Origin of the sequence: Propionivibrio sp., assembly GCF_016790145.1 — a bacterium.
GTDB lineage: Bacteria > Pseudomonadota > Gammaproteobacteria > Burkholderiales > Rhodocyclaceae > Propionivibrio.
In genome coordinates, this window is record NZ_JAEUOI010000171.1 from 1 (window position 1) to 12423 (window position 12423).

11 protein-coding genes and 1 riboswitch are annotated in these 12423 nt (G+C 61.3%); of the genes, 6 read left to right on the forward strand and 5 right to left on the reverse strand.

The annotated features are described in order from the left end of the window. A partial coding sequence (locus JNM42_RS14145) for a sensor histidine kinase (protein ID WP_294271293.1) occupies window positions 1–1529 on the reverse strand: 1529 nt, incomplete at its 3' end. After that, entirely contained in the window at window positions 1526–2242 is a 717-nt protein-coding gene (locus JNM42_RS14150) for a response regulator (RefSeq protein WP_294271296.1), read from the reverse strand. The genes JNM42_RS14145 and JNM42_RS14150, both read right to left, overlap by 4 nt. A 271-nt stretch (window positions 2243–2513) precedes the next feature. Here JNM42_RS14150 and JNM42_RS14155 point away from each other — a divergent pair, with 271 nt between their 5' ends. Further along, window positions 2514–3815: an SPFH domain-containing protein gene (locus tag JNM42_RS14155; protein ID WP_294271300.1), complete on the forward strand. Its 1302-nt coding sequence runs from the start codon at window positions 2514–2516 to the stop codon at window positions 3813–3815. A 2-nt stretch (window positions 3816–3817) separates the two neighbouring features. Next, window positions 3818–5251, forward strand: a complete 1434-nt coding sequence (locus JNM42_RS14160) for a hypothetical protein (RefSeq protein ID WP_294271304.1) — start codon at window positions 3818–3820, stop codon at window positions 5249–5251. A 401-nt stretch (window positions 5252–5652) separates the two neighbouring features. Here JNM42_RS14160 and JNM42_RS14165 read toward each other — a convergent pair whose 3' ends face one another. Genes JNM42_RS14165 through JNM42_RS14175 form a run of 3 tightly spaced genes read right to left on the reverse strand, consistent with a single transcriptional unit; the run spans window position 5653 to window position 9303 of the window. Next, a complete protein-coding gene (locus JNM42_RS14165; RefSeq protein ID WP_294271306.1) occupies window positions 5653–6432 on the reverse strand; it encodes an ABC transporter ATP-binding protein in 780 nt (259 codons plus the stop codon). Window position 6433: 1 nt separating this feature from the next. Beyond that, entirely contained in the window at window positions 6434–7423 is a 990-nt protein-coding gene (locus JNM42_RS14170) for an iron ABC transporter permease (protein ID WP_294271309.1), read from the reverse strand. 8 nt (window positions 7424–7431) lie between these two features. Beyond that, a complete protein-coding gene (locus JNM42_RS14175) occupies window positions 7432–9303 on the reverse strand; it encodes a TonB-dependent receptor (RefSeq protein ID WP_294271312.1) in 1872 nt (623 codons plus the stop codon). Window positions 9304–9446: 143 nt separating this feature from the next. After that, window positions 9447–9667, reverse strand: a riboswitch (cobalamin riboswitch). A gap of 214 nt (window positions 9668–9881) precedes the next feature. On the opposite strand from JNM42_RS14175, the gene JNM42_RS14180 reads away from it, so the two are divergent. The 4 genes from JNM42_RS14180 to JNM42_RS14195 all read left to right on the forward strand — a co-directional run. Continuing rightward, on the forward strand, window positions 9882–10010 hold the full coding sequence (locus tag JNM42_RS14180) for a hypothetical protein (RefSeq protein WP_294271315.1): 129 nt from the start codon (window positions 9882–9884) through the stop codon (window positions 10008–10010). Window positions 10011–10018: 8 nt separating this feature from the next. Then, window positions 10019–10363, forward strand: coding sequence for a cell division protein ZapA (locus tag JNM42_RS14185; protein WP_294271318.1), 345 nt, complete (start codon window positions 10019–10021; stop codon window positions 10361–10363). 276 nt (window positions 10364–10639) lie between these two features. Then, a complete protein-coding gene (locus JNM42_RS14190; RefSeq protein ID WP_294271319.1) occupies window positions 10640–11215 on the forward strand; it encodes a TMEM165/GDT1 family protein in 576 nt (191 codons plus the stop codon). Between the two features lie 68 nt (window positions 11216–11283). Then, window positions 11284–12423 (forward strand): protein adenylyltransferase SelO (locus tag JNM42_RS14195; RefSeq protein ID WP_294271324.1); only part of this gene is annotated, 1140 nt, incomplete at its 3' end.

Here is a 12423-nt window from a genome sequence, read left to right on the forward strand (position 1 = left end):
AGCGCCAGCAGCGATTGCAGCGGCGACATGATCTCGTGGCCGACGGCGTGCCACAGGTCCTTTTCCTGTTCGGCGCGGATTTTTTCACGCTCGGCGTCTTCCTTGACCCGGCGCAGCAGGTCGTTGAGGCCGCTGGCGAGAATGCCCAGCTCGTCGCTGCCGCGCAGGTCGGCCCAGTCGTACCCGCGGTAGCTCTCGAGCCCGCCGTCGGCATGGACCGTTTTTGACAACCCGCGCGTGCGTTTGGTGAGCTGCGCAATGCGCCGGATGATGCCGATTTCGATGACCAGCCAGGCCAGTCCGATGGCACCGAGCATGGCGCCGACAAACCATGAAACACGGGTGGCGACGGCGCTCAGGGTCCGGTTAACGCTGCGTGCATCGCCCCTGAGCAGCAGACGGTAATTGCCCAGCGGTGTTGCCACCTGGTCGACGAGTTCGACGAGCGGCGCCTCCAGGCTTTCCACCGGCAGCACGCGGATCAGCCGGGTGAGCAGCGGCGAGGTCTGCTCCAGGGCTTCGTCCTTGCCGGCAAGCTGGATGACGTCGCCGTCGCTGGCGCCGGCCTTGCGGATACTCAACGTTTCGCCGGGCAGCAGCAGGCTGGTCAGGTCGGTGAGGGAAAACGGGGCGACGGCGCCGGGTGCGCTGCTGTCGAAAAGCGCCGCGCCGTCGCCGGGCGGCAGCACTTCGACGCGAACCTGGAACTGGTCGAGGTCGGGTGGCGGCCATTGCGGCTTTTCGCGCTGGAAGAGCGCGTCGCGCAGCACGTCGACGGGCAGGCGCAGCGAGAAGAAGGATTTCCTGGTGCACTCCGTCTGTTCGCTGGCGCCTGTGCCGGCGTCATCCAGACATTGGCCGTCCTGCCATACCCAGCCACGGAACTCCCTCACCGTTCTGGCGCCGGTATAGTCGCGGCCGGCCTGTTCGAGGTAGCCGGTAAAGCGGCCGCGCACGCCTTCGGCGCGGGGGCCGGGGGGTGTGGCCGGCAGTTCGAAGGGAGCGATCCAGCGATAGGTGTGTCCGCGCAGGCGGGCCGTCACGCGCAGGCGATGCGCGCCATCGAGGAATTCGTCGCCGATGCGGTGCGCTTCCAGCGGGCCGCTGGCAAAGGTGCCGGCGGCATAGATGAAGCCGCCGGCCCAGGGATTGGTGCCTATGGCTACGCAAAGGCTGCCCGAGTTTTTGTACTGCACGAGGCAGCCGGCCATTTCGACGGCGTTGCGCACCTTGTTCTGGTCGTCGAAGTCGATGGCCGAATAGGGCAACACCACCGGCCGGCCCGCCGAGAGGCCGTTGCCAAAGCGCGGATTAAGCAGCGCCAGTTGGCCGGCCGGGTGGTGCAGGCGGGCAACGATCTGTTCCTTGGTTTTGGCGAAACTGGCCCTGTAGTTGTCGAAGCTGCGCTGCTTCTCCTCCTGCAGCACGGTGATGGCCATGGCGACGACGGCCAGCGCCAAGAGCAGGAACGAGGTTCGAAAGAGGATGCGCAGCCGGAAGGAAGCCAGCCAGGCCAGCGCCGCTTTCATTTGTTGCCGCCTGCCGGCGGCTGATCGGACCAGCGGAAGCCGCGCATCGGGATGTTCTCGATACGCTCGAAATCCTCGTCGAGTTCGCGAAATGCTTCGCGGATGGTGCTGATGTGCTTGCGGATGTTGTCGCGGTTGCGACCGCTCTTCACCACCTGGAAGAGATCATCGTAGGAGACCACCTGGCCGCGCCGCTGGTAGAGCGCGGCGAGGATGCGCTGGGCGGTGAGCGGCAGGTTAACGCGTTTGCCGCGCCACAGCGGCGTGCTCTGGCGCAGCGGGTCGAGCGACAGTTCATCGCTGTCCACAGGCTCCGCCTTGCCGTGCTGGCGATCCCGGCTGGCGCGCAGGATTTCGAGGAAGGTGTCGATGAAATCGCTCTCCTCGAAAGTGGTTTTCTGCAGGTAGTCCCAGGCATCGAGCGCCTTCATGATGCTCCGGTAGATGGTCGCCGGCATTGCCGAAACGACCAGCACCGGCGTTCCCTGACGGCCCTTGTTGATTGCGTTGATGATGGCCACGCCGGCGTGGCGCTCACGCCCCAGCTCGATATCCAGAACGACAAGGTCATAGGCCTCGCGAGCAATGGCGGCCTCGGCGTCATCGCGGGTGAACCACTGATCGATGTCGATTTCCGGCCGGGCGGACAGAATCCAGGCCCTGAGCTGGTTGCTGGTGGGCAGGTCATCTTCGATGACGGCGACCTTGAACATGATGTTTTCCCGATGCTTTCTGGCTTCGATGCTGGCAAGTATCGCCTTTTTTCGCCGCCGGATCACGCCAGGCTCGTGAGTGTTTGTTCACACTGCGGATCGCTCGCTAGCGCCGGCTGACGAATGTGCCCCGGCAACGGCATTGAGTGCTCCCCGGCCTGGCTTGCAACATGGCTTCCAGCAGCAACGGGGTGCGCATCGATCTTCCCGCCTCCCGTATCAGGGCCGCAGTCTCACCCGTGAAGATCGATCGTCAATGGAGAAAATCATCATGTCGGATCGCGTCAAAAACATCGTGCAAAACGTTCGCAGTTCGCTCGGCCATCTGGCTGGCGGCGCCGGTTCCCTGTCGCAAAATGTGGCCGGCCGCCTGCCGCGCTTCCGTGGCCGCATCATTGCGCTGAGCCTGCTGGCCATCGGCGGCTACGGGATCTATACCCATCCACCCATGCAGAGCGTCGCTCGCGGCGAAATCGGCATGCGTCTGAATCAACTGACCGGCGGCTCGACCGAAGTGCGCGATGGTGCCGTGCTGGTGATTCCCGGATTGCATGAACTGCGCCGCTTTTCGCTGCGCGACCAGATCTATCGCCCGACGGACAGCATGAGCGCCAGCGGGGCAGCGCCCTTCCAGTCGGTTGAAGGTCTTTCGATCGGCGTCGATATTTCGGTCCGTTATGCGCTCGATCCGGACAGGATTGCCGGGATGGCAAAAACGCTGCCTCAAGATATCAACGGCGAGATTGTCGAACCGGTGGTGCAGGGTATGCTCTACAAGACCCTGGCCAAATACACGGTGCGCGAAATTTTCTCGAGCAAGCGCCAGGAAATCCAGCAGCTTATCGAGGGCGAACTGAAGCCGCGCCTGGAGGCAGACGGCATCAAGCTGCAAACAGTGACCATGGGCAAGGTGGACCTGCCGCCGGACTACAAGTCGGGGATGGAAAAGCTGCTTGCCGAAGAACTGGCCACCGAGAAGATGCGCTACACGCTGGAGCTGAAGGACAAGCAGGTCAAACAGACCGAACTCGAAGGCCAGGCCGACAAGGTGCGCCGTGAAAAGGCCGCGGAAGCAGCCGGTGAGGAACAGATCATCGCGGCCAAAGCCCAGGCCGAAGCCATGAAGCACGTGTTGCCGTTCAAGCAGAAGCAGATCGAGCAGCGCGGACTTGAAGCCGAGGCCGAGAAGGTCGCCCGCATCAAGAACGCCGAAGCGAGCTCGCAGGCACGCCAGATCGAAGCCACCGGCGAAGCCGAATCGCGGCGCAAGCTTGCGGATGCCGATGCCTACCGCCAGGATCGTATCGGCAAGATCAGCAGCGAACAACTGGCACGCGACGGTGCCCTGATCTCCAGGCATCCGCTGCTGATTCAGAAGGCGCTGGCCGACAAGCTCTCCGACAAGATTTCGGTGATCATCGCGCCGCCGCCCGCCGACGGCGGCTTTATCGGCGCCTCCCTGCTCGGCGCCAGCCGGCAGAATGCGGCGCAGTCGGCCCGCCAGTCTGGCGCCAACGAGCAGGGCTTGGCGGAAAACCAGGTTGGCGGCAACAACGCCGATGCGGAGCAATGATCATGCTGCTTACGACTCTTGCCGTAATCGCCATCGTCACCCAGGACCAATCCGCCCTGCGTGCCGCGCCGCGAGAATCCGCAGCTCAGCAGGCCGTTCTCTGGCAGGGGGATAGCCTGGAAATCCGAGGCCAGAAGGGCGACTACCTGCAGGTCTACGATCACCGCCGGGAACGCGCCGGCTATATTCGCGCCACGCAGGTACGCAGCCAGTCGCTGGCTCCGGAAGCGGCACCGGAACTGCTCTCGGTGCTGCGCTTCCTGCGCGACATACCGGGATCGGAAGCGCTCGGGATCAGCTATGCCGCCGCCTATCTGCATGCCGCCCCGGCCGCCGCGATCGACGGCGAGGCGTTCGACGCCCTCGGCGCCATGGCCGAACGGCTGGCACGGCGCGCTTCGCTGCGCCAGGGCACAGCCGGGGGCGAAACCATCGCCGCACATCTTGAAGTGGCTGCCACTTACGGGGTGAATATGCAAAGCTTCGAGCGCGAAGGGCAGGTCCAGCTCTGTTACGAAGGTGAAGCCCATCGCCGGGTGCTGGCCTTGCCGGCGAGCGCTAGCCAGAAGGCGCTGGCCGCGCTGGCCCTGACCCGGCACGAATGTGTAGCGCCCGGCCTGACTCCTGCCGAGCGCTTCAACCTCGACAACTGGCGTGCCGAAGTGCTTGATCGCGTTGAAACAGGCACGCTGCCCGAGGTGCTGAAGAATCGCCTGCATCTGCGCAAGGCCGGAGTCTGGGCGAGCCTGGCCTACCAGCGTGCCCGCCGAGCGGAACTCGGCCAGCCGGCTGTGCAGGCGGCGGCGAGCCGTGCGCTGCAAGAACTGGCTGCAATCAATAAGGGCGAACTGGCGGAAAGCGATGCTCCGGCTTACAGCGACGCGGCGATCCGCGTCGGCGCCTCGCGCTGGGCTGCCGAACCGGCAGCGCCGCTCAATCCGGCACGGCTGCCGGCCAGCCTGTCGCTAGCCTTCAGTCCCGGCCAGCCGGGGGAAACATGCGTGCATCTGGTCGACGCCAGGCATGATCAGAAGAATCCGCTGCTCACCCGCTGTACCTATGGCCTTGTCTGGCCGGCTTCGGCCACTGCCAATCGCCAGGGCAGCGCCCTTGCCCTGGCCGTGCAGCCGCTCGATACCTGGCGTGAAATGTGGGTATTCCGGCAAGGGCCGGCGGGCTGGGGCTTAGACATCCTGCCGCCGGGAGTGGACAGCCCGACCCTCGGCTACGTCGAGTTTGCCGGCTGGGTTCCCGGCAATGCGCAAGTGCTCGTCGCGCGCGAAAACAAGATCGATGGCCGCTACCGGCAGAGTTTCGAAGTCTTGCGCATGGAAAGCCTGGAGGTCGAGAAGCAGGCCGACAAGCCTAACAATCTGAGCCTCTTTTACCGCTGGCAGGATCCGGTGTGGAAGGGGCAGACGGTGAGTATCCGATGATTTCGCCAATACTTTTGGAATGCCTTCGAATGTGATCTGGCACTATTACAAATGAACGATCCGCTATTTCCGGTGGTGCATTTTCGATGGAGGTTACTGCGAGCTAGCGGCATCGGTAAGCGCAATAAGATGAATCGACGGCGCTGATTCATGACGGCTTAAGGTGAATCGCTACAGTTCAAGCCCGTTATGGAGATCAATCCTGGTTGACTCTTTCTGGCCGTACTGAGCCATCTGAATACGTATTCAGACAACATTGTACAAAACACAAGCGAAAATCAATCACCAATTACGGCCAGCCAATTGGGCAAGGTTTTCACCACCAAGTCAGCAAAGGTACTCCAGGCAAACCGCATTCATTGCATTTCCTGGGGACGCTTTTATCCTCTGTGCCTTGGTGCTTAGCGCGGGATAAAGCTTATCCGGCCATCGCACTCGATGGCATGCAGCGGGTATTGATAGAGTGCAGACAGCCGCTCGATGCTGAGCATTTCCCTGGCTGACCCGGTTTCGGTATGACCGTTGCCATGGATCAACACTACCCGGTCACAAAAACGCCAGGCCAGAGCGGGTTCGTGCAGCACCATGGCGACGCCTGCACCACAATCGCGCGCTGCGCCGGCAAACAGTTCAAGCATGGAAATCTGGTGCTTCAGGTCAAGGTGGGCAATCGGCTCATCGAGCAGAAACAGTTGTGGTTCCTGGGCGAGCAGCGTAGCAATGGCCAGTCGCTGACGTTCGCCGCCGGAGAGGGTCAGTACATCGCGCTGTTCGAATGAGTCCAGATCGACAGCCGCCAGGGCTTCACGGACAATTTTCGCGTCCTTGTCGGTTTCCCAGCCCCAGCGGTCGAGGTGGGGATGACGGCCGACCATTGCCGTTTCCAGAACCGTTGAAGCGAAAGCATCACCGCGTACTTGCGGCAACCAGCCACGAATGAGCGCGCTCTTGCGCACGCCGAGCGTTGCGTAGCTGGCACCGTTTATAAGCACTGAACCCGCCTGCGGTGCGCGCAGTCCGGCAAGTACCGAAAGCAGGGTCGATTTGCCGGCACCGTTGCGGCCGAGAATAGCCAGACGCTCACCGGCTCGCAGCGTCAGATCGAGGTTGCGGCAAAACGTCTTGGCGCCGATGCCGACGGTGAGCTGGCGTGCTTCGAGAAGAGGGGATTTGCTGCTCATTTCAGCGCCCCGTCTGCGCATCACGGGTGAGCAGGAAAAGAAATACCGGCACACCGATCAGCGCGGTGAGGACACCGACCGGGAGTTGCTGCGGGGCAACGATGGAGCGCGCCAGGGTGTCGGCGATCACCAGCAGGCTGCCGCCGGCGAGTACCGAGGCGGGAAGCAGCAGACGCTGGTCGTTGCCCACCGCCAGACGAACCAGATGCGGAACGATCAAGCCGATGAAGCCGATCGAGCCGGCTTGCGTTACCGCCGCTGCGGTGGCCAGCGAGGCGACAAGGTATACGCCACGCCGCAAACGAGTGACGTGCACGCCGAGGGTTTGCGCCATGTCGGTTCCACGTGTGAGCAGGTTCAGCTCACGCGAGAAAGGCAGCGAGACCAGCAGAACGGCAGTGAGAACACCGAGCACCAGCCGCGGGTCATTGCTCTGTGAGAGGTCACCCATCAGCCAGAACAGCATGCCGCGCAATTTGTTATCCGGCGCGATGGAGAGCATCAGCGCGACAGCAGCGCCACAACCGGCAGCGACAATGACACCGGTCAGCAGGAGGCGGGTTTGCGTCCAGCTACCGTCGCCGTGCGCCAGCCCGAAAACAACGAGCATGGCAGCGAGTGCGCCTATAAAGGCCGAACCATTGACGCCGACCAGACCGAAGCCAAACAAAATGGCCAACAAGGCACCGACCCCGGCACCACCGGAAATGCCCAGCACGTAAGGGTCAGCGAGCGGATTGCGCAGCAAGACCTGGAGCAAGGCACCGGCCAGCGCCAGCAGGCCACCGCAGGCAAAGCCGGCCAGTGCGCGCGGTAGCCGCAGACTGCGCACTACATCGCCCGACAGGCCGCTTTCGCTGCCAAACAATGAAGCCAGAACCTCGTTGAACGGAATGCTGACGCTGCCCACCATCAGCGCCAGCGCAATGCTCAGCAACGCCAGCCCGGCAAGGGCGGCGAGAATGAGCAGGGCGCGGCGACGGGTGGGCATCAGGCCTCCTACTTCGGAGTGTAACGAACCCCGACGAAGACGTTCGCCCCCGCCGTTGCAAAGTTATCGGCTGTCTCGTAATCCTTGTTGAAGATATTGTTGGCGCGGACAAAGAGGGCCCAGTCAGGCTGCACACGGTAATCGGCATAGAGATTGACCAGGCCATAGCCTCCCATGCGGACGAGGTTGGCCGGATCTTCATAGCGATCGCCAACCAGCTTCCACTCGCCGCGCAACTCCCAGTTACCCAGGGTTCGGGTGACGTAGCTGCTCATCTGCTGCTCGGCGCGGCGTGCCAGACGATTGCCGTTGTTGGGTCCTTTTTCCTCGTTACGCGGATCCAGGAAGTCAACGGCAACGCCCAGCCCCCACTCCGAAAAACGCCCGTCGTAGGTGAATGTAGCGCCACGCAGCAAGGCTTTGCTGACGTTGACGGGGGCAAAGGTCGGCGGTCGGTATTCGATCAGGTCGGTGAGATTGTTGTTATAGAGAACGGTAGAAAATCGATGATTTCCACGCTCCCAGTTGATGCCCACCTCGGTATTCTTCGCCCTCTCCGGCTTCAGATCGGGATTGCCACCACCAAAAAAGAAGCTGGCAGGAAAATAAAGTTCATTGAACGTCGGCGCACGGAATGCCGTTCCATAGGAAATGTGCGCCCGCCATTCCGGCGTAAATTGATAACCGTAGGAAGCGGAACCGGTGGTTTCCGCACCGAACTGTGAGTTGTCATCCCGGCGAAGATTAAACTGCAGGCGGTGCTCGTCAAAGTGACCATTCCAGCCGGCAAGAAGCGAGTTGATCGTACGCTCGCTTACCGTGTAATCGGTATTGCCTGAAACCTTTTGCTTGGTGTACTCGACAGCCAGCAGGGCCTCGCCGACCGGAAGCTTGATGTCATTCTGCCACGACACCAGGTCCATATCGGTGCGGAAGGTGTCCGTTTTGGCGCTGCCGACGTACTCCGTTGAATCGTCCGTACTGCGACCGATGCGCAAGGTACTGGTCCATACCTCATTCAGTTGGTTGCGCGAGTAAATCGAGTAGGCGGCGACGGTCTGATCGCTGTTGAAGTTCTGCGCGGCGCCCAGCGCGCTGAAGTCGTTCGAGTCATACTTGTTGTTGCCCTGGCTGGCCAGCAGATTGACGCCGATTTCCTGGCCTTTTGCCGGCGTGATGGCGAAGTTGGCACTGAGGTTCTTGTTGTAATAGCCATCCCGATCCGGGTTGTAGGGGTTGAAGAATGGTGAGGCGCCATTCCTGTTGGTAAACGAGTTGAAGCCATCGGTGCTAAGGTAGCCGGCCTGCACGCTGTAGGAAACAAGATCAGTACCTCCGGAGACGCCGACGGTGGTGTCACTCGTATTGTAAGTGCCATAACCGGTGCTGGCGTTCAGGCGCGCCGCCCCTTCGCCGCGCCGGGTAAAGATCTGGATCACGCCGCCGATGGCGTCGGCGCCGTACAGCGACGACGCCGGGCCGCGCAGGATCTCGATGCGCTCGATCTGGTTCAGCGGAATGCGCGACAGATTCGGACTGCCAAGCGTCGCCGAACCGATGCGTACTCCATCAATCAGTACGATCGATTGATTGGTGGCGGCCCCACGGATGAACACGCCGCTATTGGAGCCGGCACCACCGTTGGCGACATACTGGATTCCCGGTTGACGGGCCAGCAGTTGCGCCAGCGACGTCGTATCGCCCGCCTGATCGATTTCTTCGCGGGTGATTACAGATACATCGCTGGACAGCTCGTTGGCGCGTGTGGCCTGGCGCGTCGCGGTGACGACAATGGGGTCGAGTTGATTGTCGGCGGCTGAGGCAGGAAAAGAAGCGACAAGTGCAAGTGCTGCAAGGGTCAAGGAACAAGGTGGATGCATGACAGATTTCTCCCGATGCCGACAAGCGTCCCCGCAAGCCGGCGAACAAAAATCGGAACTGCACGAGGGAGAAGATCAGCAAGAGGAGCACGACCGCTTTGCAAGCGGCATCGAGCATTCCGTGTCCGCCTCCCCGCGGCACTTCCGTCTATTTGTGCGAAGGCCGGTATCCGGGCTCACGAGTCTTGATGTGTCGCCTTCCCAGGCATTTCGCCCAGTGGCTCCTTTGACACACCCTCACTCGCTTACCGTTGCGGGGGCAGCACAGGCATGGTGTCTTGCGGACACGCACCTGTTTCCCGTTTAACCGCTGCAGAGTCATTGGAAAACTCCGCGTTGCGGCACCTTGCACGTTCCGCTCTTTGCCAGCAGCGAAGCCGATGATTATAGCGTAAAGGCCATCTGTGACGTACCAGAAGTTGCGCTCCTTGAAATAATTCACATTTAAAACCAACGCTTAGCCCTTGACCACACTAGGTTTTTAAAACTATAGTCCTAGCATGGTTAACGAACTCAATGCGCTCGAGAATAAAATTGCCCTGGTAGCGTCGCTTTGTCGCACGCTTCGTGCAGAGAATATGCAACTCAGGCAACAACTGGCCGCCGCTGAAGACGACAGAAAGGATCTCGCTGAGCGCATGGAGTCGGCACGGAGCCGGCTGGAACAACTCGCCGAAAAATTGCCGGAAGCCAAAGCCACCGTTTGAATGTGACCATGCGTAAAGAAACCAACTACCTCGACATCACGCTGCTTGGCAAGGAATATCGTGTGGCCTGCCCACCCGAAGAGCACGACGCCCTGCGGGCCGCAGTGGTCTATGTTGATGAAAAAATGCACGATATTGCTGAGAAAACCAGGAACAATATCTCCGAGCGTATCGCCGTCATGGCGGCGCTGAACATCGCGCACGAATACCTCTCCAGGATGTCCACGACGGATGAAACATATAAAGCCATTGAATCGGAAACAGCAGTGGACTTCGGCGCCGTTAAGCGTAGAATTTCTGTCATGGAGGCAGAACTTGAGGCGGTGCTCGCACCGCAGGATAAGTTGCTCTAAGCCTCTGACAGTTGTTCCCTGCGGTGTTTGTCAAGGCCATATATTCCTTGAACCAATAACCTTGGCGTCGGTCACGAACCATTGAAGCTGCTGTTGTGCTGGCCCCATTTGTCGGGTCGGCCTGATGCGGAAGGAAAATGACCCAACTGAACTCCGGTTCAGGATGCCGGCCTGACGGCATTCGCGGGGACTTTATTCAACAGCGCGGAAAGTAACTTTCCGCGCTGTTTTTTTTCCTTTTATTCAAGCGACATTACGTCGCCAAGAGTTTCACTGATGGAAGCATTCCTCGTCTCCACAGGTATCGTGGCCCTGGCAGAAATCGGCGACAAAACCCAACTGCTGGCCTTCATCCTGGCGGCGAAATTCCGCAAGCCCATTCCCATCGTTCTCGGCATTCTGGTCGCCACGCTGGCCAACCACGCTGTCGCTGGCCTGCTCGGTTCATGGATTACCACGCTGCTCGGACCGGAGACGCTGCGCTGGGTGCTTGGCGTTTCGTTCATCGCCATGGCGCTGTGGACGCTGATCCCCGACAGGTTCGACGAGAAGGACGCCAAACTGGCTCGTTTCGGCGTTTTCAACACCACCTTGATCGCCTTCTTCCTTGCCGAGATGGGTGACAAGACACAGGTCGCGACGGTCGCCCTGGCTGCACAGTATCAGGACGTGCTTCAGGTCGTCGCCGGAACGACACTCGGCATGATGATCGCCAATGTTCCCGCCGTGCTGCTCGGCGACCGCATCGCCGAACGCCTGCCGGTGCGCACCGTGCATTTTATCGCTGCCGCACTTTTTGCCGTTCTCGGCTTCGCTACCTTGCTGGGTGCCGGCGAGCGTTTCGGTTTCTGACATTCTCTGCTGAGGGGAACTTGTCGCAGCACAGCGTGCCCAAAAGTGACTTCCCTTTGCTGGCGACAATCCCCATGCTTCATTTCGACAACCGCCTGGTGCGCGAACTGCCCGGCGATGACGACACACGCAATCATTCGCGCCAGGTGTATGGCGCCCTCTGGTCCCCTGTCATGCCGACACCGGTAGCGGCGCCGCGTTTGCTCGCTCACTCGCGTGAAATGGCGCAACAGCTTGGCCTTGCCGAGCACGATCTGGCTTCGCCGCAGTGGGTCGAGGCACTGGCCGGCAACGCCCTGTTGCCGGGGATGACGGCTTATGCCACCTGCTACGGCGGCCACCAGTTCGGTAACTGGGCGCGGCAACTCGGCGACGGCCGCGCGATCTTTCTCGGCGAAACCGTCAACAGCGCCGGGCAGCGCTTCGAGCTGCAACTCAAGGGCGCCGGAGCGACACCCTATTCACGTCGCGCCGATGGCCGTGCCGTGCTGCGCTCGTCGGTACGTGAATTCCTGTGCAGCGAGGCCATGCATCATCTGGGCGTACCGACAACCCGCGCGCTGGCGCTGGTGACAACCGGCGAAGCGGTAGTGCGCGACATGTTCTACGACGGCAATCCGGTAAAGGAACCGGGGGCGGTGGTCTGCCGCGTTGCGCCTTCATTCATCCGCTTCGGGCATTTCGAGCTGCCGGCCTCGCGCGGCGACGAGGCGTTGCTGCGCCAGCTTCTCGACTTCACCATCGCGCGCGATTTTCCGGAACTGGCGGTGGAGCCTGAAGAACGGTTGCTGCGCTGGTTCGTCGAGATTTGCGAGCGCACTGCACGCCTCATGGTGCACTGGATGCGGGTTGGCTTTGTGCATGGGGTGATGAACACCGACAACATGTCGATTCTCGGGCTGACCATCGACTATGGCCCCTACGGCTGGGTCGACGATTTCGACCCTTCGTGGACACCCAACACAACCGATGCGGCCGGCCGGCGTTACTGCTTCGGTCGGCAACCCGAGATCGCGCGCTGGAACCTCGAACGGTTGGCCGATGCACTGTCCGCCATCACGCCGGAGCCAAGCGCACTGGCGCTCGGACTGGAGCGCTATGACGAGATGTATGCAGAGGGATTCCAGCGATCCTTTGCCGCCAAGTTCGGTTTTACGGCGTGGCGCGAGGAAGATGCCGAACTGATCGAGGACGTTTTTTCCCTGATG

Excerpts from the sequence above, each read along its gene's own strand:
- JNM42_RS14190 (WP_294271319.1), top strand. The coding sequence starts at position 10,640 with ATGGAAGCATTCCTCGTCTCCACAGGTATCGTGGCCCTGGCAGAAATC.
- JNM42_RS14155 (WP_294271300.1), top strand. The coding sequence starts at position 2,514 with ATGTCGGATCGCGTCAAAAACATCGTGCAAAACGTTCGCAGTTCGCTC.
- JNM42_RS14175 (WP_294271312.1), bottom strand. The coding sequence starts at position 9,303 with ATGCATCCACCTTGTTCCTTGACCCTTGCAGCACTTGCACTTGTCGCT.
- JNM42_RS14160 (WP_294271304.1), top strand. The coding sequence starts at position 3,818 with ATGCTGCTTACGACTCTTGCCGTAATCGCCATCGTCACCCAGGACCAA.
- JNM42_RS14180 (WP_294271315.1), top strand. The coding sequence starts at position 9,882 with ATGCAACTCAGGCAACAACTGGCCGCCGCTGAAGACGACAGAAAGGAT.
- JNM42_RS14170 (WP_294271309.1), bottom strand. The coding sequence starts at position 7,423 with ATGCCCACCCGTCGCCGCGCCCTGCTCATTCTCGCCGCCCTTGCCGGG.
- JNM42_RS14150 (WP_294271296.1), bottom strand. The coding sequence starts at position 2,242 with ATGTTCAAGGTCGCCGTCATCGAAGATGACCTGCCCACCAGCAACCAG.
- JNM42_RS14185 (WP_294271318.1), top strand. The coding sequence starts at position 10,019 with ATGCGTAAAGAAACCAACTACCTCGACATCACGCTGCTTGGCAAGGAA.
- JNM42_RS14165 (WP_294271306.1), bottom strand. The coding sequence starts at position 6,432 with ATGAGCAGCAAATCCCCTCTTCTCGAAGCACGCCAGCTCACCGTCGGC.